Source organism: Tenacibaculum sp. Mcav3-52 (assembly GCF_022347665.1).
Classification (GTDB): Bacteria; Bacteroidota; Bacteroidia; order Flavobacteriales; family Flavobacteriaceae; genus Polaribacter; species Polaribacter mesophilus.
Window position 1 is genome coordinate 616,302 of the sequence record NZ_JAKRGE010000002.1, and the last position, 22,828, is coordinate 639,129.

At 31.7% G+C, this 22,828-nt stretch carries 20 protein-coding genes; 15 read left to right on the forward strand and 5 right to left on the reverse strand.

Features of this window, described 5'->3' with window-relative positions; translation table 11 throughout:
* The first annotated feature begins 4 nt into the window (after positions 1-4).
* The gene (locus tag MHM83_RS08825; protein ID WP_159614047.1) at positions 5-1,087 is read left to right on the forward strand and encodes a bifunctional 3-deoxy-7-phosphoheptulonate synthase/chorismate mutase type II; all 1,083 of its coding nucleotides are present in this window, start codon (positions 5-7) and stop codon (positions 1,085-1,087) included.
* Between the two features lie 24 nt (positions 1,088-1,111).
* Here the strand turns inward: MHM83_RS08825 and MHM83_RS08830 are convergent, their stop codons facing one another.
* Positions 1,112-1,570 (reverse strand): hypothetical protein, encoded by a 459-nt coding sequence (locus MHM83_RS08830; RefSeq protein WP_159614049.1) that lies wholly within the window; start codon positions 1,568-1,570, stop codon positions 1,112-1,114.
* A 64-nt stretch (positions 1,571-1,634) separates the two neighbouring features.
* Here MHM83_RS08830 and rsgA point away from each other — a divergent pair, with 64 nt between their 5' ends.
* The 3 genes from rsgA to MHM83_RS08845 all read left to right on the forward strand — a co-directional run bounded on the left by rsgA (position 1,635) and on the right by MHM83_RS08845 (position 3,812).
* Entirely contained in the window at positions 1,635-2,576 is a 942-nt protein-coding gene (rsgA, locus tag MHM83_RS08835; RefSeq protein WP_047788599.1) for a ribosome small subunit-dependent GTPase A, read from the forward strand.
* Between the two features lie 73 nt (positions 2,577-2,649).
* Complete coding sequence (gene dtd / locus MHM83_RS08840) at positions 2,650-3,102, forward strand: D-aminoacyl-tRNA deacylase (protein WP_239179295.1); 453 nt, start codon at positions 2,650-2,652, stop codon at positions 3,100-3,102.
* 65 nt (positions 3,103-3,167) lie between these two features.
* Positions 3,168-3,812, forward strand: a complete 645-nt coding sequence (locus MHM83_RS08845; RefSeq protein WP_239179297.1) for a YceI family protein — start codon at positions 3,168-3,170, stop codon at positions 3,810-3,812.
* A 48-nt stretch (positions 3,813-3,860) separates the two neighbouring features.
* Here MHM83_RS08845 and lipB read toward each other — a convergent pair whose 3' ends face one another.
* Positions 3,861-4,565, reverse strand: coding sequence for a lipoyl(octanoyl) transferase LipB (gene lipB, locus MHM83_RS08850; RefSeq protein ID WP_239179299.1), 705 nt, complete (start codon positions 4,563-4,565; stop codon positions 3,861-3,863).
* A gap of 86 nt (positions 4,566-4,651) precedes the next feature.
* Here lipB and MHM83_RS08855 point away from each other — a divergent pair, with 86 nt between their 5' ends.
* From MHM83_RS08855 to MHM83_RS08870, 4 genes are all read left to right on the forward strand, one after another.
* On the forward strand, positions 4,652-8,335 hold the full coding sequence (locus MHM83_RS08855; RefSeq protein ID WP_239179301.1) for a reprolysin-like metallopeptidase: 3,684 nt from the start codon (positions 4,652-4,654) through the stop codon (positions 8,333-8,335).
* A gap of 168 nt (positions 8,336-8,503) precedes the next feature.
* Positions 8,504-9,118, forward strand: coding sequence for a deoxynucleoside kinase (locus MHM83_RS08860; RefSeq protein ID WP_047788603.1), 615 nt, complete (start codon positions 8,504-8,506; stop codon positions 9,116-9,118).
* A gap of 409 nt (positions 9,119-9,527) precedes the next feature.
* On the forward strand, positions 9,528-9,755 hold the full coding sequence (locus tag MHM83_RS08865) for a hypothetical protein (protein ID WP_159614053.1): 228 nt from the start codon (positions 9,528-9,530) through the stop codon (positions 9,753-9,755).
* Positions 9,756-9,831: 76 nt separating this feature from the next.
* The gene (locus MHM83_RS08870) at positions 9,832-11,076 is read left to right on the forward strand and encodes a radical SAM protein (RefSeq protein ID WP_239179303.1); all 1,245 of its coding nucleotides are present in this window, start codon (positions 9,832-9,834) and stop codon (positions 11,074-11,076) included.
* On the opposite strand, the gene MHM83_RS08875 is transcribed toward MHM83_RS08870, so the two are convergent.
* Positions 11,073-11,807, reverse strand: a complete 735-nt coding sequence (locus MHM83_RS08875; protein WP_239179305.1) for a TrmH family RNA methyltransferase — start codon at positions 11,805-11,807, stop codon at positions 11,073-11,075. The genes MHM83_RS08870 and MHM83_RS08875 overlap by 4 nt on opposite strands.
* Before the next feature lie 71 nt (positions 11,808-11,878).
* Between MHM83_RS08875 and tamL the strand changes: the two genes are divergently transcribed.
* From tamL to folK, 6 genes are all read left to right on the forward strand, one after another.
* On the forward strand, positions 11,879-14,332 hold the full coding sequence (gene tamL, locus MHM83_RS08880; RefSeq protein ID WP_159493299.1) for a translocation and assembly module lipoprotein TamL: 2,454 nt from the start codon (positions 11,879-11,881) through the stop codon (positions 14,330-14,332).
* 95 nt (positions 14,333-14,427) lie between these two features.
* A complete protein-coding gene (fbaA, locus tag MHM83_RS08885) occupies positions 14,428-15,486 on the forward strand; it encodes a class II fructose-bisphosphate aldolase (RefSeq protein WP_047788609.1) in 1,059 nt (352 codons plus the stop codon).
* A gap of 51 nt (positions 15,487-15,537) precedes the next feature.
* Positions 15,538-16,395 carry an acetyl-CoA carboxylase, carboxyltransferase subunit beta gene (gene accD, locus MHM83_RS08890; RefSeq protein WP_173360535.1) on the forward strand — a complete coding sequence of 286 codons (858 nt, stop codon included), beginning with the start codon at positions 15,538-15,540 and terminating at the stop codon, positions 16,393-16,395.
* A 129-nt stretch (positions 16,396-16,524) separates the two neighbouring features.
* Positions 16,525-16,794 (forward strand): 30S ribosomal protein S15, encoded by a 270-nt coding sequence (gene rpsO, locus MHM83_RS08895; RefSeq protein WP_047788611.1) that lies wholly within the window; start codon positions 16,525-16,527, stop codon positions 16,792-16,794.
* A 187-nt stretch (positions 16,795-16,981) separates the two neighbouring features.
* Positions 16,982-19,210, forward strand: coding sequence for a polyribonucleotide nucleotidyltransferase (locus MHM83_RS08900; RefSeq protein WP_047788612.1), 2,229 nt, complete (start codon positions 16,982-16,984; stop codon positions 19,208-19,210).
* A 276-nt stretch (positions 19,211-19,486) separates the two neighbouring features.
* The gene (gene folK / locus MHM83_RS08905; protein ID WP_239179307.1) at positions 19,487-20,617 is read left to right on the forward strand and encodes a 2-amino-4-hydroxy-6-hydroxymethyldihydropteridine diphosphokinase; all 1,131 of its coding nucleotides are present in this window, start codon (positions 19,487-19,489) and stop codon (positions 20,615-20,617) included.
* A 28-nt stretch (positions 20,618-20,645) separates the two neighbouring features.
* Here the strand turns inward: folK and gldC are convergent, their stop codons facing one another.
* Positions 20,646-20,984: a gliding motility protein GldC gene (gene gldC, locus MHM83_RS08910; RefSeq protein WP_047788614.1), complete on the reverse strand. Its 339-nt coding sequence runs from the start codon at positions 20,982-20,984 to the stop codon at positions 20,646-20,648.
* Positions 20,984-21,946, reverse strand: a complete 963-nt coding sequence (gene gldB, locus MHM83_RS08915) for a gliding motility lipoprotein GldB (RefSeq protein ID WP_239179309.1) — start codon at positions 21,944-21,946, stop codon at positions 20,984-20,986. Before gldB ends, gldC begins: the two co-directional genes overlap by 1 nt.
* Positions 21,947-22,038: 92 nt before the next feature.
* Between gldB and nadE the strand changes: the two genes are divergently transcribed.
* Positions 22,039-22,827, forward strand: a complete 789-nt coding sequence (gene nadE / locus MHM83_RS08920) for an NAD(+) synthase (RefSeq protein ID WP_047788616.1) — start codon at positions 22,039-22,041, stop codon at positions 22,825-22,827.
* Position 22,828 lies beyond the last annotated feature (1 nt).

The following is a 22,828-nucleotide window of genomic DNA, read 5'->3' on the forward strand; positions in this document are numbered from 1 at the left end:
AAAAATGGAGAATACAAAAGAGTTAAAAAAATGGTTAGATGCTTTCGGGTTAGGGCATCCACTAGTAATTGCAGGACCTTGTAGCGCCGAAACAGAAGAACAAGTACTACAAATTGCACACGAATTAAAAGATACAGATGCTACTGTTTTAAGAGCTGGAATTTGGAAACCTCGTACAAGACCAGGTAATTTTGAAGGTGTGGGGGCTTTAGGGCTAAAATGGTTACAAAAAGCAAAGCAAGAAACAGGAATGTTAATTGCTACTGAAGTAGCCAACAAAGATCACGTAAAACTTGCAATTGAGCACGACGTAGACATCTTATGGATTGGTGCTCGCACTACCGTAAGTCCTTTTATTGTTCAAGAAATAGCAGATGCTTTAGAGGGTACAGATAAAATTGTTTTAGTAAAAAACCCTGTAAACCCCGATTTACCATTGTGGTTAGGTGCCATAGAACGCTTGTACGCTAAAAATATTAAAAAACTAGGGGTTATCCATAGAGGTTTCTCTACTTACGAAAAAACAAGATACCGTAACAATCCTGAATGGCAAATTCCTATTGAATTACAAAACCGTTTCCCTGATTTACCACTGATTTGTGATCCGTCACACATCGCTGGTCGTCGTGATATTATTTTCGATGTTTGTCAAACTGCATTAGACTTAAATTTTGATGGTTTAATGGTTGAAACTCATTACGATCCAGATAATGCATGGAGCGATGCAGCTCAGCAAATTACTCCTAAATCATTAATTCAAATGATGATTGATTTAAAAGTTAGAAAAGCCACAGATACAGAAACTGAGTACAGAAATGCTTTAAATACGCTACGTACTCAAATTGACGTAGTAGATCATCAACTCATTGAAATGTTAGGAAAGCGTATGAAAATAGCAGACTCTATTGGTCAGTTAAAAAAAGAGAAAAACGTCGCTATTTTACAAACTAAACGGTGGAATGAGATACTAGGCAAAATGATTTTAGAAGGTGATGAACGTGGTTTAAGTGAAGAGTTTGTACTTAAAATGTTCAAAGCAATACATCAAGAAAGTATCAATCATCAAGAGAAAATAATTAATAAATAAAAAAAGCGCCAAATGGCGCTTTTTTTATTTCTTTAATCTTTTAAAGATATATCTTGTTATAAATAATCCATTTTTATCTCCTTTACCTCCATAACTTTCTACTCCTGTATTAACAAAAGCTAAGTCCCATCCTTCTTCTGTCATAGTGTTAATTTTCGAAGAAATAACAGCATCATTAGCTACAATGTTTTGGAACCTTATTCCTCCTAAGTTAAAGAAGTTTAATAATTTTGTTTCTTCAAAATTTTTAACTCTAATTTCTGAACGATCAGATTTGTTTCTTTTATCTTTTTCTTTATCATCAGATCTTGTTGAGGTGAAATCTTTAAAATCTCTACTTTCATTAGAAGATAATAACCTTGACCTCCCCATTCCATTTGGAACCGTTGACTCAACACTTGTAATCACTTTGTACTCATAAGACTGAGCTACAACCGAAAACGATGATACAGCAAAAGCAATTGCTAATAATAATTTTTTCATAATGTTTTTAAAATTTAAGCAACGAATATATTATATTTTTATGAATAATCCGCATCTTTGTTTTATGATAGGAACGGTTTATAAATCTACAGGAAGTTGGTATTGGGTAAAATCTGAAGGCGAGCTATATAAGTGTCGCATTAAAGGAAAGTTTCGTATCAAAGGAATTAAAAGTACCAATCCCATCTCTGTAGGTGATATTGTTGATTTTTCGTTAGAAACTAAAAATGATGAAGAAACAGGATTGATTACTAATATTCACGAACGAGAAAACTATATCGTTCGCAAGTCTGTTAATCTTTCAAAACAAACTCATGTTATTGCTTCTAATATTGATCAGGTGTTTTTATTGATTACTATTGACAACCCTCCTACATTTACGACTTTCATTGATCGCTTTTTAGTTACTTCCGAAGCCTATTCAATTAAAACTATATTAGTTTTCAATAAAATTGATTCTTACGAAATTGAGCAGCGTGCCGAAATTTTGTATTTAAAAGATATTTATGAAGCCATCGGTTACGAATGCATTGAAGTTTCCGCGACTAAAAACATCAATATTGATAAAATAAAAGAGATGATGACAGACAAAGTAAGTATGTTTGCAGGTCATTCAGGAGTTGGAAAAACAACCTTAGTTAACGCTATTGAACCATCTTTAGACTTAAAAACGAAAGAAATTTCTGAACAACACAAACAAGGACAACACACTACTACATTTGCCGAAATGTTTGATTTAAGTTTTAATGCTCGTATTATTGACACTCCCGGAATTAAAGGTTTTGGTGTAGTTGATATGGACAAAGATGAATTAGGCGATTATTTTCCTGAGTTTTTTGCTTTAAAACAAAACTGCAAATTCAACAATTGCATTCATATTAACGAACCACAGTGCGCAGTTAAAGAAGCCTTAGAAAATGAAGAAATAGCTTGGTCTCGTTATAAAAGTTATCTACAAATTTTAGAAGGCGAAGAAGAACACTACAGAACCGACATTTGGGAGTAATATAATTTTTTAGTCTAATCTCCACTAAGGTTCAAAACATTCAAATATTTAAAAATTCAACAATTTATATAAAATGAAAATTGTCATTCAACGTGTTTCAAAAGCTAGCGTTACTATTGAAGGTGAAAGAGTAGCTAAAATACAACAGGGGCTTTTAATTTTACTTGGAATTGTTACTGAAGATACACCTGATGATATTAAATGGCTCTCAAACAAAATAACAAACCTTCGTGTTTTTAATGACGAAGAAGGTGTTATGAATAAATCGATTAAAGATATAAATGGAGATGCTATTATAGTAAGTCAATTTACTTTACACGCTTCTACCAAAAAAGGAAATCGTCCTAGTTATATTAAAGCTGCCAAACCTGATGTTGCTATTCCTTTATATGAAAAGTTTGTTCAACAAATTGAGGTTGATTTAGGTAAAAAAGTACAAACAGGTCAATTTGGTGCGGATATGAAGGTAGAGTTGCTAAACGATGGACCTGTAACTATCACTATTGATTCCAAAGATAAAAAATAATTTCCATGGGAATTATTTTTAATTATATTTGTATCTGATTAAGTATCATTATTAAAAACACAAAAATGAAAAAAACAATTTTAGCTATTGCATTTGTTGCAATTGGAGCTGTTTCTTGTAAAACAGATAAAAACAAGGCTACTGTTAGTGACGAAATTAAAGAAGTTGCAAAAACAGAGAATGTTATTAATACTTATAAGGCTAACATCGCTGAATCTGCTGTTGCTTGGAAAGGTAGCAAACCTACTGGTTCTCATAATGGTGTCGTAAGTTTAAGTAAAGGAACGTTAGAAATCGAAAACGGAAACGTAAAATCTGGTGAGTTCATTATTGACATGACTACTATTTCTTGTGAAGATTTAAAAGCTGGAGACGGTAAAGAAGATTTAGAGGGACACTTAAAAAATGCTGATTTCTTTGATGTTGAAAAATTCCCTACTGCTAAATTTCAAGTAGCTAGCTCTGAAGTAAAAGGTGGAAAAGTACACGTTACAGGGAACTTAACTCTTAAAGACGTTACTAAAAGTATTACTATACCTGCTACTATTACAGAAGCTGATGATATGGTAACTTTTAAAAGTGATACTTTTAGTATTGATAGAACTGACTTTGGTGTTACTTACAAGTCTAAAAAAATTGACGCTGCTTTAAAAGACAAATTCATCAATGATTTAATGGAAATTTCTTTTGAAATCAAAGCTAAAAAATAATTTTTAGTTCTAAAGCATAAAAAAAGGTTGACAATTGTCAACCTTTTTTTATGCTTTTATAAGCTCTTCCACTTCAAACAGTTCTTTAAAATGTTTTATAATTTTCTCTTTTACCTCTTCTTCCGAGACCTTTCTACCTAATTCAACTTCCATTGAAGTAACAGCTTTTCCACGTATTCCACAAGGAATAATATTATCAAAATAGCCTAAGTTAGCATTCACATTTAAAGCAAAACCGTGCATAGTTACCCATCTACTGGCTCTAATTCCCATGGCACAAATTTTTCTAGCAAACGGCGTACCTACTCCAAGCCATACACCTGTTTCTCCTTCACTTCTTTCTCCTTCCAACCCATACTCTGCTATTGTTAAAATGATTGACTCCTCCAACAAACGTAAATATTTATGGATGTCTGTAAAAAAATTTTCTAAATCTAAAATTGGATAACCAACAATTTGTCCTGGTCCATGATAAGTTATATCCCCTCCTCTATTAATCTTATAAAAAGTTGCTTCTTTCTCTTTTAATTTTTCTTCATTCAACAAAAGATTTTTTATATCTCCTGATTTTCCTAAGGTGTACACATGCGGGTGTTCTACAAACAAAAAGTAATTAGGAGTTTCTATTTCACTATCTCCATTTCTTCTTTCTCTTTTTAATGAGACTATTTCATCTAAAAGGTTCGTTTGATAATCCCATGTTTCCTTGTAATCTTTTCTTCCTAGATCACTAATTCTTATTTTTTTATTCATAAATTGTGGCGCTAAACTACCCTACAAAGGTAGGGAAATTTAGAGTTTTACTGTTATAAACTAAACGTATATCAATAACAAAAATCATGTTTAAAAAAAGTACCCTTCCTTTTTTATTTGCTTTCTATTTATCAATAGCTAGCTTGTTTTCACAACAACTATGGACAAGGAGTCATAAAGACGCCATTACTCAACAAAAGAAAGAAATTTTTAATACAAATAACACTTTACCTAAAGAATACATTTTAATGAGTTTAAACTTAGAAGGCTTTAAAAATACATTGCCTAGCTCATTATCTAAAAATACACCTAATTCAAAAATTATCCAGCTTCCTAATGCTAACGGACAACTAGAAAGATTTTCTATAAAAGAAACTTCTTATTTAGCTCCTTCCCTAGCTGAAAAATACCCTATGATTAAATCTTTTTCAGCTCAAGGAATTGACAATCCTTCTTCTTCGGCTAAGATAAGTATTGGAAAAGATGGAGTTCACGTAATTATTTCTTCAGCAAATGAAGGTACTTCCTACATAAATCCATACACCAAAGACTATAAAGAATATATTGTTTATAAGAAAAGTAGTCTACCTCCAAGCAAAGATGAATTTTCGTGTAAGGTAGAAGACACTGTACAAAAAAATAACATATCACCACATCAACGAAGAAATGCTGATGATGGCAATTTAAGAACCTATAGAATGGCCATTGCTTGTACAGGTGAATATGCTCAATTTCACATAAACAACCAAAGGGTACCATCTACAGCTAGTGATGCAGAAAAAAAAGCAGCTGTACTATCTGCTATGAATACTACAATTACTCGTGTTAATGAGGTTTATGAAAGAGATTTAGCAGTAAGAATGGTTATCGTGGACAATAATGATGCTTTAATCTTTTTAGATGCTGATACAGATGGCTTAACAAATGATAGTGCCAGAACCTTGATTGATGAAAGTCAAGAAAAATGTGATGAAATTATTGGTGATGCTAATTATGATATTGGACATACGTTTAGTACTGGAGCAGGAGGACTAGCTCAGCTAAACTCTGTTTGTGCTACAAACTATAAGGCTCAAGGAGTTACAGGAAGAAGCCGACCTATAGGAGATACTTACGATATAGATTATGTTGCTCATGAAATTGGACACCAATTCGGAGCTACTCATACATTTAATAATTCATGTGAGGGGAATAGAAGCTCTAGTACTGCTGTTGAACCAGGTAGTGGTTCAACAATTATGGGATATGCTGGTATTTGCGGTCCAAATGTACAAAATGTAAGTGATGACTATTTTCATGCGGTTAGCATTGCTCAAATGTGGAATCATATTCAAGGTTCAGGGAATTGTGCCAGCACTTCAAACACAGGTAATACTGCTCCTACAGCTAATGCGGGAAATAATGTTAGTATTCCTAAATCGACACCATTTGTTTTAAAAGGAACCGCTACAGATGTTGATGGAACAGAATCTTTATCTTATACTTGGGAACAAATTGATAATGAAGTAGCAACCATGTCTCCATTATCTACAAATACAGGAGGTCCTATGTTCAGATCATTACTTCCTTCTTCATCAGCTGATAGATACATACCTGCACTATCTACCGTATTAAGTGGTAACAATTCTACTGAATGGGAAGTTTTACCTTCTGTGGCAAGAGAATTAGATTTCGCCTTTACAGTTAGAGATAATCATATAGGAGGAGGTAGCTCAGCTAGAGATGATATAAAAATAACTGTTACAAACGCTGAAGCTTTTACTGTAACATCTCCTAATTCTGCGGTATCTTGGGGAGTTGGTTCAACCCAAACCATTATATGGAATAAAGGAACTACAGACCAATCACCTATTAACTGTGCTAATGTAAACATAAAACTTTCAACAGATGGAGGCCTTACTTACCCTATCACTCTAAAAAACAATACACCAAATGACGGTTCAGAAGATATTATTATACCTGATACCCCTACTACAAATGCACGAATATTAGTAGAAGCTTCAGATAATATTTTTTATAACATAAACAATAGCAATTTAACCATTTTCCCTACAGCTCCAACGTATTCAATAGCTAATAATACAGGAGATTTATCTGTATGTAATATAGCTACAAATGAGCTTGTTTTTGATTTTGACTACAATGCTTTATACGGATTTAATGAAACAGTAAATTTGTCTTACTCAGGAGCTCCTGCTAACTCTACTGTTACGTTAAGTAATTCTTCAATAAGTAGTAGCGGTAAGTTTACCTTAACCGTAACTAACCTTACAAATATTTCAAAAGGAGATTATACAATTACTGTTACAGCTACGTCAGGTTCAATAACTAAATCTGTTGATATACTTTTAAACGTAAATGACAATCTTTGTAATTCTTCTGGAAATATTGCATCGCAATTAAGCATTACGAATGTTACCTTTAATAGTATTAACAATAACTCTACTAAAACAACTGGTTATTCTAACTTCACCAGTCAAAACACTGAGGTAGTTAGAGGTAACAACTATAATTTAACAACTACTATTAATACAGCTGGAAATGATAATGTAAAAACATTTGCTTGGATTGACTGGAACCAAAATTGTGTTTTTGATACTAATGAAACTTACGACTTAACCTCTACTAGCGCTATTTTAATCACGGTTCCTGAAGGCATCCCAACAGGAGAAACTATTATGAGAGTTTCTACAAGGTCAGACGCTGACCCAAATTCTTGTAACTTGGGCTTTAATGGTGAAGTTGAAGATTATACTATTACAGTTTTAGAACCTACTTTTTCTATTTCTAATAGTACAGGAGATCTATCTGTATGTAAACAAGCTACAAATGAAGTAACCTTTGATTTGGATTATACAGCTTTGTATGGGTTTAATGAAACTGTTAATCTTTCTTATTCAGGAGCACCAACTAATTCTACTATAACATTAACCCCTACTAGTATGAGTGCTAGTGGAAAATTTACCTTAACAATAAGTAATTTAACCGCCAAAGAAGTAGATACAGGAGATTACACAATTACTGTTACTGCAGCATCAGGTTCAATGGCTAAATCAGTAAATATCCTTTTAAACGTAAACAACAGCCTTTGTAATTCTTCAGGTAACACTGAGTCTCAATTAAGTATTACTAATGTTACTTTTAATGGTATCAACAATAATTCTGATAAAACAAATGGGTATTCAGATTTTAAATCAGTAACAACCCAAGTAGTTAGAGGAGAAACTTATGATTTAACAACCACTATCAATACAGCAGGAAACAGTAATACAAACACATTTGCTTGGATAGACTGGAACCAAAACTGTGCATTTGATGCTAATGAAACTTATGACTTAACTTCTAATACTCTTTCTATTATCGTTCCTGAAGATGCTTTATTAGATTCTACAACTATGAGAATTTCTACAAAAGTAAATAGTAATCCTAATTCTTGTGGATTAAATTTTAATGGTGAGGTAGAAGACTATACTATTACCGTTGAAGAAAGCTTTGCTACAGACAATACGTTGTTTAATGATTTAAAAATAGGCCCAACACCCACGCTATTAAATAAAAAGCTAACAATAAACTTCAAGGTAAAAGATAAAAAATCAACAATTATTAGACTTTTTGATTTTAGGGGAAGATTACTTGAAACACAAAAATTTTCAACTATTTCTAGTCAGTTTAATGAAGAAATACAATTAACCAAAGCTGCAAGCGGACTTTATTTATTACAAGTTGAAAATGCGGGTAAACAAGTGACAAGAAAAATAGTTGTTAAGTAGGTTATAAACTATGTCAGAAAAGTAAAAAGCAAGCTAATTGGCTTGCTTTTTATTTTTATCTAATATTCATTTATTAAACTTGTTTCTTAATTCCTTTTTTTATGTAATTTTACCACCCCCTAATCTGGCTGTGCCAGCAATATTAAAAACATTTTTACACAAACAATTATGCACGTAGCAATTGCCGGAAACATAGGCGCGGGAAAAACCACTTTAACTAAATTATTAGCAAAACACTACGATTGGGAAGCTCATTTTGAATCGGTTGATGAAAATCCATACTTAGATGATTTTTATGGAGAAATGGAGCGTTGGTCTTTTAATTTGCAAGTATACTTTTTAAATAGCCGTTTTCGTCAAGTTTTAGAACTTCGTAAATCTGGTAAAAAAATAATTCAAGATAGAACTATTTATGAAGATGCTCATATTTTTGCTCCAAACCTACATGCAATGGGCTTAATGACAAATAGAGATTATAGCAACTATTCTTCTCTATTTGAATTAATGGAAAACTTGGTAACTCCACCTGATTTATTAATTTATTTACGTGCAGATATTTCTACACTCGTAGGTCAAATTCATAAGCGTGGTAGAGAATATGAAAACTCTATCAGTATCGATTATTTAAGTAGGTTAAATGAACGCTATGAAGCTTGGATTAGTCAATACAATAAAGGTAAATTATTAATTATAGATGTTGATAATTTAGATTTTGTTGATAACCAAGAAGACTTAGGTTTTATTATCGATAGAATAGATGCTCAAATAAATGGATTATTTTAAGTTTTAAAGAATTTAAGCCTACAATAACAACCTCTTTGTTTTTTAGTAAAAACAAAGAGGTTTTCTTTTATCAATCTATATCTTTATAGCGTATTCGCTATCCTAAAAATAAAATCTACCTTCAAACAGAAATCTTACTCTCAAATCTCTTCTCTTCAAAAACAAGTTAATTACCCCTCTAAAAGGGTGTTATAATTTTTAAATTATGCATCCATTTTTTATAAATAGTCACCTAGTCACCTTACTTTTTCATCTCAAATCATTAATATTTGCTGCAATTCATTTAAGAAACTTGTTTAAAAACAAGCCTATTAACTTCTATTAGTTTAATGATTTACAGGTAGCTGAAAATGTAATCTTTTAAACTTAAAAAGAAATAGAGTAAGCAATTAACTTAAAATTAATAATTATGAAGAAAACATTTTTTTTACCAAAGGGATTAGAAAAGTTCACAAACTTACAAGCTGACAATCTAGATCTTGTTAAAGGAGGAGCTATTTATGTGGAAGAAGAAATTTATTACCCTACTAGTGGAGGAGGAAGAGTATGTCCTGACGGATTAGTTTGGAGTAACAAGCTACAAAAATGTGTGAAATTAATAGAAGTTGAAGCTGAAAAAGAGCACTTCAGATTATAACACAGAATTTTAAAATCTTCTCAAGGAAATTATACACTGTATAGTTTCCTTGTTTTAACCAACACCTTTTCTAATTATGAATTTTAATTCTTTAGCTATAAAAATTGCTAGTAGATGTAATCTTAATTGTTCATACTGTTTTATGTATAATCTTGGAGACACTACCTATAAAAACCAACCTAAATTCATGTCTTCAGAAGTTGTTGATAATATTATTGAAAAGACTAAAAATTATATAAAAAAGTATAATAAAAAAGATTTTTCCTTTATTTTCCATGGAGGCGAACCTCTACTCGCTTCTAAAGATTTTTATATTAATTTTATAAATAAAGTGCACAAAATACAACAAGAATTAACCGATGTATCTTTTTCTTTTGACTTGCAAACAAACGGTGTTCTTTTAGATAAAAGTTGGATACAGCTATTCAAAAGCTTGAACATTTGCCCTAGTGTAAGCGTTGACGGAACTAAAAAGGCACACGATATGTATAGAGTAGACCATAAAGGAAATGGCAGCTACGACACAGTTTTTGAAAGTGTCAAGTTATTAAAAAATGAAATGAATTTTGCTGACATAGCTTGTGTTATTAATATTGAAGAAAGCCCAAAAGAAATTTACGATAGTTTTAAAAAAATGAATGTTAGTTATGTAAACTTTTTAATTCCTGATTACACACATGACAATTTTCCCTTCGATAAAGACAAAACCTTAATGGCCGATTGGTTAATTAATTTATTTGACATTTGGATTAAAGATACGAAGCGATTTAAAATCCCATTATTTTTAGGCTTGTTAAACTCTCTAATGAGAGTTAACGAAAAAGCAAAAAATGAATCAACCGTTTTAGTTATCGAAACGAATGGAGAAATCGAGGCTATTGATTCTCTTAAAGCTTGTGGTCACGGTTTTACTAAAACAGGTCTTAATATTAAAAAGAACAATTTTCAAGACATACAACACACCTCTTTAGGTAAATTATATTTTAATGATTTTAACACAAAGCTTTGTACACAATGCTTAGAATGCCCATTAAATGAAATTTGTAAAGGTGGCAGATTGGTTCATCGTTATAGCAAAAAAAATGGTTTCAATAATCCTTCTGTTTACTGTAATGATTTAATTAAGCTTATTGCTCACATACAAAAGTTCTTCATATCATGTTATCCAGAGCTACATAAAAAAGAGAATATTGAACCAATAAAACCTATTGAAATTACAAATTACCTTTCAACTTTTGCTCAAAGTACTTATACTCCTTACAAAGAAGAATTGGAAGCTTTCTCTAAGAAAAATAAAGCATTAGCTATCCAATCGTATTAAATCAAATTTCTTTTAAACTCACTTAATAATATAGCTGTAGCAGTAGCAACATTTAAACTCTCAGTTTTTTGTAAATCGCCAAACCTTGGAATGGTTACAGTATTTTTTACAATATCAGCAACTTCAGGAGAAATTCCATTTGCCTCATTTCCCATTACTAAAACTGCTTTTTGAGGTAATGGAGTAGTATAAACATTATCACCATACATATCTGCTGTATAAACAGGCAATGGAGTACTCTTTAAAAACTTAGGCAAATCAACATATGAAACCTGAACTCTAGTTAACGATCCCATGGTAGACTGTACCACTTTTTGATTATAACAATCAACCGTATTTTTAGAACATACCAACTCAGAAATCCCAAACCAATCACACAAACGAATAATTGTTCCTAGATTTCCTGGGTCATTAATACCATCTAAAGCAACTATAAAATTGCCCTTATTAACTTCTTTTTTGTTTGGAATTTTAAAAATTCCTAAAACTTTGTTTGGTGTTTTTAAAGTACTAATCTTTTTTAACTCGTTTTCAGAAATCAAAATAACCTCTACATTTTTTGAAGAAATAAATGACTCTTCTGTAGTATATAATTGTTCTACTACCAAAGAAGACGCTAGTAATTCATTAACCACCTTTACACCTTCTCCTACAAATAATTGATGCTTTTGTCTATACTTTTTTTGCTGTAAACTAGTTATTAACTTTATGTTGTTTTTAGATAAATTCATTAAATTATTTTTAACACTCTAAAACCACTAAAAAATAGTATTTTTGATTCTTAATACGAGGCGTAAAGTTAATGAAAAAACTTTCTTTCTTCTTTTTATTAGTAGGCTTATTCAGCTCATGTAGCACAATTAAATATGTTAAAAAAAATGAGTTATTACTAGCTAAAAACACAGTATATATTGATAGTGTGAAAAACTCTAGTGATAATATTGCTGAATTATTATTACAACGCCCTAACGCTAAGGCTTTGGGTATACCATTATCATTACATTTTTATAATTTAGGAAATCCCGAAGCTCCAAAAACACCTAGTGAATGGGCTAAAAAAAATCCAAAAACCTATAATTTTTACAAAGATGTATTTTCAGAAAAGCAAAGTATAGCTGTAGCTAAAACACTTATTGGTTTTAATAATTGGTTTTTAACTAGTGGGGAACCCCCAATTATTATTGACGATAAAAAAACAGATAAAACTGTAGATAACTTAAAAGCTTACTTTCAAACTGAAGGATATTTTAGAGCTAAAGTTTTCTCTAAAAAAGATACTATTGGTAAGAAAAAAGGAGAAATTAGCTACCATATTACCAAAGGGAATCCTTCTTATTTAGATAGTATTAAAACTTTTATTACATCTCCAGTTCTTGATTCTTTATATCAACTTACAAAAAAGAAAAGCTACCTAAAACCTGGAGATCATTATAAGAATGACAACTTTATAAAGGAAGCGAATCGACTTGTAAAACTTTTTAGGAATAAAGGAATATATCAATTTAATGAAAATTATATCTCCTTTGAAAATGACACTTTAAAAAATTATGAAAAAACCGATGTAGATATCAATATTTCTGATAAAACTATTCCTTTTCAAATTCAGAAATTAAGAAAAGTAAACGTTTATACCGACTATAATTATAGCACTAGAAACTCTAAGCATAAAGACAGTGTAAGTTATAATGGAATTAATTTTTACGCACTTCGAAAACTAAAATACAATCCTAAGTACTTATCTCAATCTTTATTCATAAAACCAAATACCGTTTATAGTGACTCACTAAGAAATTTAACACGCACACATTTAAGAGGATTAAAAAACTTCAAAGCAACCTCTATTCGATATAATGAATTAAGCGAAAACGAACTGGAAGCCAATGTATATTTAACCCCTATAGAAAAATACACTTTAGGTTTTGAAACAGAATTATCACGTTCCAACATTCGTAACTTTGATGTTTCTTTAAAGTTTTCATTAACTAATAGAAATACATTTAAAGGTGCTGAGCTTTTTAAACTCTCTACTTTTGGTTCTTATTTTAACTCCAATAATGGACCCGGTTGGGAAATTGGTTCGGATATTTCACTAGAAGTTCCTCGATTTATGGCTCCTTTCGGATTGCATAAATTGGTTCCAAAAAGAATGTTTCCTAGAACTAAGTTTTACTCAGGAATAGGAATTCAAAAAAACATAGGATTGGATAAACAAAATATATCTATTGGTATAGATTACAAATGGGACTATAACAAAAGAAAATCCATTCAATTAGAACTATTAAACACTCAATATATTAGAAATCTAAATGTTGATAATTATTTTTCTATATATAATTCTGAATATCGAAAATTATCTGAAGTCGCTGAAATTTATGATCCTTCATATACGTTTCCAGACAATACCCCTAGTAACTCAGGTGAAATAATTAATTTCATTTCAGGCGTTCTTACCGATGCTAATTTTGCAGCATCAAACCCAATTGAGTTTCAAAACGTCTTAAACCTTGCTAACAGATATAATATTGTAACATCCGACTTTTTAATTCCAGAAATTGCCTATAGTTATACCTATAATAATCAAGAAAGTATTAAAGATGCTAGCTTTTCTTTTTTTAAGTTTAGAGTTGCTAACTCAGGAAATATTATGGGACTTTTATCAAATAAGACCAATAGTTCTGGACAAAAAACTGTTTTTAAAATTCCTATTGCTCAATATTTTAAAACAGATATTGAGTATAAAAAATATTGGGATTTAGGTGATAACAATGTTTTAGCGCACAGAACTTTTCTTGGAGCTATTTTTACTTATGATAATTCTGGCGTTCCTTTTTCTCGTAGTTATTTTGCAGGAGGTTCTAACGACATACGTGCATGGAGAACCTACGATTTGGGTCCTGGTACTAGAGCACCTCTTCTTGAATACAACATTGGTAGCTTAAAATTTTTAACTAGCTTTGAATACCGTTTTAACGTTTTTGGTTCTTTAAAGTCTGCTTTATTTATTGATGCAGGAAACATTTGGGATATAACCAACACAGAATTTGTTGATGATCCAGCTAAATTTAATGGTTTTAAATCGTTAAAAGATATGGCTGTTGGTGCTGGTTTCGGGCTTCGTTACGACTTTAAATTTTTAATTGCAAGATTGGATTTAGGATTCAAAGCACATGAACCATATTTAACTAATAATAAGTGGTTCCAAAACTTCAATTTCTCTAACTCTGTGCTAAATATAGGTATTAATTACCCCTTTTAACAAAGTACTTTCTAATAAAAATTTATCGCAACTTGTATAAAAAAGTGTAGATTTGTTCCTTAAACTAAGTAACACACTACTAAACAAAATAAAAAATGATTAAACCTGGAGTTGCCACCGGAAAAGAAGTTCAAGCAATTTTTAAATTAGCAAAACAAAAAGGTTTTGCTTTACCAGCTGTTAATGTTGTAGGATCAAACACTATTAATACGGTTTTAGAAACAGCTAAAGAACTTAACTCGCCTGTAATAATCCAGTTCTCTAATGGAGGTGCTCAATTCAATGCAGGTAAAGGCTTATCAAATGATAATGAAAAAGCTGCTATTGCTGGTGCAGTAGCTGGTGCTAAACATATACACTTATTAGCAGAGGCATATGGTATTCCTGTTATTTTACATACCGATCATGCTGCAAAAAAATTATTACCTTGGATTGATGGTTTACTAGATGCTAGTGAGCAATTTTATAAAGAAACAGGAAAACCTCTATACAGTTCTCACATGATTGATTTAAGTGAAGAACCAATAGAAGAAAATATTGAAATTTGTAAAGAATATCTTGCTCGTATGAGTAAAATGGGAATGACTTTAGAAATTGAATTAGGAATTACTGGAGGTGAAGAAGACGGGGTTGATAATACAGATGTTGATAGCTCTAAATTATACACACAACCAGAAGAAGTAGCCTATGCTTATGAAGAATTAATGAAAGTTAGTCCGCAATTTACTATTGCTGCTGCCTTCGGAAATGTTCACGGAGTATATAAACCAGGAAACGTAAAATTAACTCCAAAAATTTTAAAGAACTCACAAGAACACATTTCAGAAAAATATAACGTTCCTCATAACACAATCGACTTTGTTTTCCACGGAGGATCTGGTTCTACTTTAGAAGAAATTCGTGAAGCAATTAGTTACGGAGTTATAAAAATGAATATCGATACTGATTTGCAATATGCATTTACCGAAGGTGTTCGTGATTATATGAAAGAAAAATCTGCATATTTGCAATCTCAAATCGGTAACCCTGAAGGAGATGATATTCCTAACAAAAAACATTATGACCCTCGTAAATGGTTACGTGAAGGAGAACAAACTTTTAAAGCTAGATTAAAGAAAGCTTTTGAAGACCTAAATAATGTAAACACATTATAAAATTCTTTGAAAAAAGAAAAACCAAACAACTAAAGATTAAAAAACTAAATTATGGCTTGGTTTAAACGTACAGACAAAGGGATTCAAACCCCAACAGAAGAAAAAAAAGACACACCAAAAGGCTTGTGGTATAAAACCCCAAGCGGAAAGATAATTGACACAGACGAACTTAAAAAAAATTTATACGTAAGTCCAGAAGATGGATATCATGTGCGTATAGGGAGTAAAGAATATTTTGAAATATTTTTTGACGATAATAAGTTCACAGAACTTGATCCAAAATTATCTGCTAAAGACCCATTAAAATTTGAGGATACTAAAAAGTACCCTGAAAAACTAAAAGCTGCTCAGAAGAAAACAGGATTAAAAGATGCTGCTCGTGCTGCTGTTGGTAAATCAATGGGAAAAGATTTAGTAATTGCTTCAATGGATTTTGCTTTTATTGGTGGATCTATGGGAAGTGTTGTTGGTGAAAAAATAGCAAGAGCTATTGATCATTCTATCAAAAACAATATTCCTTTCTTAATGATTTCTAAATCAGGAGGAGCTCGTATGCAAGAGGCTTTACTTTCTTTAATGCAATTAGCTAAAACTTCTGCAAAGCTAGCGCAATTAGCAGAGGCTAAAATTCCATATATATCTTTATGTACCGATCCAACTACTGGAGGAACTACAGCTTCATTTGCCATGTTAGGAGATATAAACATTGCTGAACCAAATGCTTTAATTGGATTTGCAGGACCTCGTGTAGTAAAAGACACTACTGGTAAAGATTTACCAGAAGGCTTCCAACGTTCTGAATTTTTATTAGAACACGGTTTCTTAGATGGTATTTACGAACGAAAAGACTTAAAAAAACAGGTAAACTTGTATTTAGATTTAATACAAAATCAACCTGTAAGAGCATAACAAAAAAGCTAGCGATTGCTAGCTTTTTTGCTTTCTAACTTTTTCGTTACCATTCAAAAAAATAATCGTACATTTGCATCTTCAATGTAAATGCATTGAGTACATAATAATCATTTAAATAATATTGGCATGTATTTAACAAAAGAAGTTAAAGAACAAATCTTCGCAAAACACGGTAAAGGAGCAAATGATACTGGTACTGCAGAAGGTCAAATCGCGTTATTTACGCACAGAATTAACCACTTAACTGAGCATTTAAAGAAAAATCGTAAAGATTTTAACACAGAACGCTCGTTAGTACGTATGGTAGGTAAGCGTAGAAGCTTATTAGATTATCTAAAGAAAAAAGAGATTAATAGATATCGTGCGATTATTAAAGAATTAGGAATTAGAAAATAATTCTACAAGAAAAGAGGCTCTATAAACGTGCCTCTTTTTTATTTTTACATGAAGTTTATTTCTGACTAACAAACAGAAATTTATATATAAAAAGCTCAAAATTACTAACAACAATTTTGATTTTCCATTGGAGCAACAACAACACAACAACAAACAAAAACGAATTAAAATTTAGAAGAATTAATTTATGATTCCAAAAGTATTTAACCAAGTAATAGAACTTGGAGATGGAAGAACCATCACATTAGAAACAGGAAAATTAGCAAAACAAGCAGATGGTTCTGTTGTTGTAAGAATGGGAGATACAATGTTATTAGCAACAGTTGTATCAGCAAGAACTGCAAATCCAGGTATTGACTTTTTACCATTAACGGTAGATTACCGTGAAAAATTTGCAGCTGCAGGTCGTTACCCTGGTGGATTTATGAAGCGTGAAGCACGTCCTTCAAATGAGGAGATTTTAACAATGCGTTTAGTAGACCGTGTATTGCGTCCACTATTCCCAAAAGATTACCACGCAGAAACTCAGGTAATGATTCAATTAATGTCTCATGACGAAGAGGTAATGCCAGATGCCTTAGCTGGTTTAGCCGCCTCTGCTGCAATTCAATTATCAGACATCCCATTTGAAGCACCGATTTCAGAAGTACGTGTTGCGCGTATTAATGGTGAATTCATTATCAACCCTAGTGCTACTCAATTAGCTGAAGCGGATATCGACTTAATGGTTGGAGCTTCTAATGACTTTGTTGCAATGGTTGAAGGAGAAATGGATGAAGTTTCTGAAGAAGAAATGGCAGAAGCAATCCGTGTGGCACACGAGGCTATTAAAGTACAATGTGATGCTCAAGTAGCATTGGCGGAAGCTTTTGGTAAAAAAGAAACTCGTGAGTATGAAGGAGAAGCTGAAGACGAAGAGTTAGCACAAAAAATTCATGATGCAGCTTACCAAAAATGTTATGACATTGCTAAAAAAGGAACTTCTAAACAAGAAAGAGGATTAGCTTTTTCTGAAGTTAAAGAAGAGGTTATTGCAATGTTCACCGAAGAAGAATTAGAAGAATACGGTGATTTAGTAGGAAAATATTTTAGTAAAGCACACAAAGCAGCTGTTAGAGATTTAACTTTAAATGAAGGTTTACGTTTAGACGGACGTACCACTACTGATATTAGACCTATTTGGTGTGAGGTAGATTACTTACCAAGAACTCATGGTTCATCAATCTTTACACGTGGAGAAACTCAAGCATTAGCTACAGTAACTTTAGGTACTTCTAGAGATGCAAACATGGTAGATTCTCCAACAATGCAAGGAGAAGAGAAATTCTACTTACACTATAACTTCCCTCCTTTTTCAACTGGAGAAGCACGCCCTTTAAGAGGAACTTCTCGCCGTGAAATTGGTCATGGTAACCTAGCTCAAAGAGCTTTAAAAGGAATGATTCCTGAAGATTGCCCTTATACAGTTCGTATAGTATCTGAAGTATTAGAATCTAATGGTTCTTCTTCAATGGCTACTGTTTGTTCGGGTACAATGGCACTGATGGACGCAGGGGTTCAAATGAAAAAACCAGTTTCTGGTATTGCAATGGGGTTAATTTCTGATGGTGATCGTTATGCAGTTTTATCTGATATTTTAGGAGATGAAGATCACTTAGGAGACATGGACTTTAAAGTAACTGGTACTGCTGATGGTATTACAGCTTGTCAAATGGATATTAAGATTAAAGGATTGTCATATGAAATCTTAGTAAAAGCTTTAAAACAAGCTCGTGATGGTCGTTTACATATCTTAGAAAAATTAACGGATACTATCGCTACTCCAAATGACGATGTTAAATCTCATGCACCTAAAATGGTAAATAGAGTAATTCCTAACGACTTAATTGGAGCATTCATTGGTCCGGGTGGAAAACACATCCAAGAGTTACAAAAAGAAACAGAAACTACGATTGTTATTAACGAAGACCCTGTTACTGAAGAAGGAATCGTTGAGATTTTAGGAACAAACCAAGAAGGAATTGATAAGGTTATCGCTCGCATCGATTCAATGATGTTTAAACCCGAAAAAGGTTCTGTATATGAAGTAAAAGTAGTGAAGTTACTAGATTTTGGTGCTGTTGTAGAATATACTGAAGCTCCAGGAAATGAAGTTTTACTACACGTTAGCGAATTAGCTTGGGAACGTACAAACAATGTAACTGACGTTGTTAATTTAGGAGATATTTTAGATGTAAAATACTTCGGAATTGACCCAAAAACACGTAAAGAAAAAGTATCTCGTAAAGCCTTATTACCTAAACCAGAAGGTTATGTAGCAAGACCACCTAGAGATAACAACAAAGGAAGAGATAATCGTAATCGCGATAATCGTCGTGACGATAGAAAACCTAGACAGGATAAAAAAGAATCATAAAATTCTTTAGATATAAAAAAGCAACCTTATAAGGTTGCTTTTTGTTTTTATACACCTCTTTAAATAAAGAAAGGCTGCTAAAATTAGCAGCCTTTAACTTTAGAGTTATTTCAGATCATTCCCCAATAATCATATAAAAATCTTACTCTATAAAGAAATCCATTACTACAACAGGTGAAAAATAAAATACCCTACTTTTTTTTTGAAAAATTTATTTAAATAAAATCTTTTTTTAGCCTTTCTTTTTTTAGTTTTAGTTTTCTTTGCATCCCATTCATGAAAATACAACGAATCACATACATTTCTATAGGAACCAACCAAGGAGATAAGCTAACTAACATTCAGAAAGCAATTAACTTAATTGCAGATAAAGTAGGTGCTGTATTAAAAGTAGCATCTGTATACGAAACGACTTCATGGGGATTTGACAGTAATAATTTTTACAATACTTGTATTAAAGTTTCAACGTATTTACCTCCAGAACAGTTAATACTTAGATTACTTTCTATAGAAAAAGAGCTTGGAAGAACTCGAAAAAATACCGAAGGATATTCTGATAGGTTAATAGATTTAGATATTTTATTATTTGATGATGAGATTATCTTCTCTAAAACCTTAATCGTGCCACATCCAAGAATGTTAGATCGTAAATTTGCTTTAGTTCCTTTGGTTCAAATTGCTCGTAATGTTATTCATCCAATTGAAAAAAAGCATTTATACATTTGTTTAGAAAACTGCGCAGACACTTCTGAAATTATCAAGTTAGATGTAAAATTAGAAAGGCCAATTCCTATTACCGAAAAGTATAATTATATAGCTATTGAAGGTAATATTGGTGCCGGAAAAACATCATTAGCCAATATGATGTCTGATGAATTTAATGCAAAAATTGTCTTAGAACGTTTTGCGGACAATCCGTTTTTACCAAAGTTTTATAACGACAATGAACGCTATGCTTTTCCTTTAGAAATGAGTTTTTTAGCAGATCGTTACCAACAGCTTTCTGATGATTTAGCACAGTTCGATTTATTTAAAAATTTTATTGTTTCAGATTACTACATTTTTAAATCACTTATTTTTGCTCAAATTACTTTACATAGTGATGAGTATAAATTGTACAGAAAAATGTTTGATTTAATGTACAAAGAAATCACAAAGCCTGATTTATATGTGTACTTATATCAAAATACTGAGCGTTTATTAGAAAACATTAAAAAACGCGGGCGCGATTACGAACAAAATATAGAAGCAAGTTATTTACAAAAAATCCATGATGGTTACAGTAATTTCATTAAAACACAACCTGATTTAAATATTCTAATTGTTGATGTTTCTGATTTAGATTTTGTAAACGACTCTAATGATTATGAAACAATTATTAATAAGATAAAAAATTACAACGCATAAAAAAAAGCAGCTTTTAAAGCTGCTTTTTTTATTTCTGAATTAACTCTAGCTTTTCAGCAAAGTAGTCGCAAAAATCGCGCATGGTAGCACTCATTTTTTCATCATTTGTAGCTCTTTCAAAAGAGTTTGCCATAGACACTAAGGTTTGATGAAAAAACTGCTTCATTTCATCTACAGGCATATCTTTAGTCCATAAATCCATACGTAACGTATCTTTTTGTTTATGGTCCCAAACAGATAGCATAATTGCTTTTGAAGCTTCATCTTTTATACCTCCGTCTTCTGCATTCCAAGTAATTTCTTCTGGAATTCTATTTTCGTCTAACCCTACTTTAAATGTTATTTTTGATGTATGTTCTATCGCCATTATCTTTTTGGTTTATATCTTGAGTTTTTGAAAATCTCCTCTTCACTCGTTTGTAATAATTGATGCAAAGATACATCATTCTTTTGCATGTACGAACGTACGATTTGCCAACCAATCCACTCTCCTATTCTCCCTGGAGATTGACTATCTTCTTCCATATAAAACTTAGAAAAAGGAGCTAAATCTAAAAAGCGTTTATCTACATCTTTACTAGTACTGTACAACAAATCTTTTTCTATAAAATACATCCATATTTGTTCTTCATTACTCTCTGCCCACTCTAGTTTTTTTTGTGAATACCCTATTTTTACAGCATCGGCTACGTTAGGTAAATAAGCATCTAGCAAATACATTTTTTTTCCTCGATAAATCATTTTATCTATGAAACTCCTTGCCATACTAGGTAGCATTTGTTTACCTACTATAGCCTTGGCAACGTCAACTACGATGTGCTTTTTAGTATTATTTTGTTTTACATAAGCTGGATAATCATTATAAAACTCATGTTTTTCACCTAAATAAGCATCTAAAGAAACCAACAACAAACTATCTGTATATACAATTCTGTTATTATAATCAATATTTGTTAGCATGGTAATCACTTTCGGACTAACAAACCTTGGATTATAATATTTTACATGTTTAAATAATGATATTAACTGCTCCTTTTCTTCTTCGACATCAGAAAAAACCTTTTGAGTTTCAGTAAATAATTCTTGCTCATCTTTATTATTAATCTTATTTATCCAAACACTATCAGGTTGTGGAGGGAAAAGCATCGAGTACTTTTCTTTTGTCTTAGTAAGCTCGTTTGTTTTAGTTGTATAAAAGTCAACATCAAAACGTTCTAAATTGACATTTACACTAATATTAGATACATCAACATCTAACTTATTACTTTCTTCGTTTTTACATGAAAAACTTATAAAAACTAAGGCAACTAGTGCTAAAATTTTTCTCATGAACTTTAGTATATTTACATTCTAAATTACAACGTCGAAATTACTAAATTAGTTTTTACCTCTTAACTGTAAACTCTTAAAATATCACAAAAATGAATACTCCTAAGGTTGCTGAACACATTATAAATTGGTTAAAAGATTACGCTACTAATGCAAAAGTGAATGGTTTTGTTGTAGGAATTTCTGGTGGTATTGATAGTGCAGTTACCTCTACTTTGTGTGCTAAAACTGGTTTACCTACGTTGTGTGTTGAGTTACCTATTCATCAAGCTAAAAGTCAGGTAAACAGAGCTAATGAACACATAAAACAATTAAAAGAACGTTTTAGCAATGTGAGTGAAGCAGAGGTAAACTTAACCTCTACTTTTGAAGATTTTAAAACGGTGGTTCCTCCAATAGAGTCTTCTCCTAAAGTTGATTTAGCTTTAGCAAACACTCGTGCTCGTTTACGTATGACAACCTTATACTATTTTGCTGGGTTGCACGGTTTATTAGTTGCAGGAACTGGAAACAAAGTGGAGGATTTTGGTGTTGGGTTTTATACCAAATACGGTGATGGCGGTGTAGATTTAAGTCCTATTGCTGACTTAGTAAAATCAGAAGTATATGAATTGGCCGCATATTTAGATGTTCCTTCTTCTATTCAAAAAGCACAACCTACTGATGGTTTATTTGGTGATAGTAGAACAGACGAAGACCAAATAGGAGCTTCATACGACGAGTTAGAATGGGCAATGGAAATGCAAGATGCTGGTAAAACTGTGGATGACTTTTCTGGTAGAGAGTTAGAAGTATATAAAATTTATACACGTCTCAACCGAATTAATCAGCATAAAATGATTCCAATTCCTATATGTGAAATTCCTAAAGAATTTAAATAAT

Coding starts and splice junctions, on each gene's coding strand:
- MHM83_RS08825 (WP_159614047.1), top strand. CDS start 5: ATGGAGAATACAAAAGAGTTAAAAAAATGGTTAGATGCTTTCGGGTTA.
- MHM83_RS08830 (WP_159614049.1), bottom strand. CDS start 1,570: ATGAAAAAATTATTATTAGCAATTGCTTTTGCTGTATCATCGTTTTCG.
- rsgA (WP_047788599.1), top strand. CDS start 1,635: ATGATAGGAACGGTTTATAAATCTACAGGAAGTTGGTATTGGGTAAAA.
- dtd (WP_239179295.1), top strand. CDS start 2,650: ATGAAAATTGTCATTCAACGTGTTTCAAAAGCTAGCGTTACTATTGAA.
- MHM83_RS08845 (WP_239179297.1), top strand. CDS start 3,168: ATGAAAAAAACAATTTTAGCTATTGCATTTGTTGCAATTGGAGCTGTT.
- lipB (WP_239179299.1), bottom strand. CDS start 4,565: ATGAATAAAAAAATAAGAATTAGTGATCTAGGAAGAAAAGATTACAAG.
- MHM83_RS08855 (WP_239179301.1), top strand. CDS start 4,652: ATGTTTAAAAAAAGTACCCTTCCTTTTTTATTTGCTTTCTATTTATCA.
- MHM83_RS08860 (WP_047788603.1), top strand. CDS start 8,504: ATGCACGTAGCAATTGCCGGAAACATAGGCGCGGGAAAAACCACTTTA.
- MHM83_RS08865 (WP_159614053.1), top strand. CDS start 9,528: ATGAAGAAAACATTTTTTTTACCAAAGGGATTAGAAAAGTTCACAAAC.
- MHM83_RS08870 (WP_239179303.1), top strand. CDS start 9,832: ATGAATTTTAATTCTTTAGCTATAAAAATTGCTAGTAGATGTAATCTT.
- MHM83_RS08875 (WP_239179305.1), bottom strand. CDS start 11,807: ATGAATTTATCTAAAAACAACATAAAGTTAATAACTAGTTTACAGCAA.
- tamL (WP_159493299.1), top strand. CDS start 11,879: ATGAAAAAACTTTCTTTCTTCTTTTTATTAGTAGGCTTATTCAGCTCA.
- fbaA (WP_047788609.1), top strand. CDS start 14,428: ATGATTAAACCTGGAGTTGCCACCGGAAAAGAAGTTCAAGCAATTTTT.
- accD (WP_173360535.1), top strand. CDS start 15,538: ATGGCTTGGTTTAAACGTACAGACAAAGGGATTCAAACCCCAACAGAA.
- rpsO (WP_047788611.1), top strand. CDS start 16,525: ATGTATTTAACAAAAGAAGTTAAAGAACAAATCTTCGCAAAACACGGT.
- MHM83_RS08900 (WP_047788612.1), top strand. CDS start 16,982: ATGATTCCAAAAGTATTTAACCAAGTAATAGAACTTGGAGATGGAAGA.
- folK (WP_239179307.1), top strand. CDS start 19,487: ATGAAAATACAACGAATCACATACATTTCTATAGGAACCAACCAAGGA.
- gldC (WP_047788614.1), bottom strand. CDS start 20,984: ATGGCGATAGAACATACATCAAAAATAACATTTAAAGTAGGGTTAGAC.
- gldB (WP_239179309.1), bottom strand. CDS start 21,946: ATGAGAAAAATTTTAGCACTAGTTGCCTTAGTTTTTATAAGTTTTTCA.
- nadE (WP_047788616.1), top strand. CDS start 22,039: ATGAATACTCCTAAGGTTGCTGAACACATTATAAATTGGTTAAAAGAT.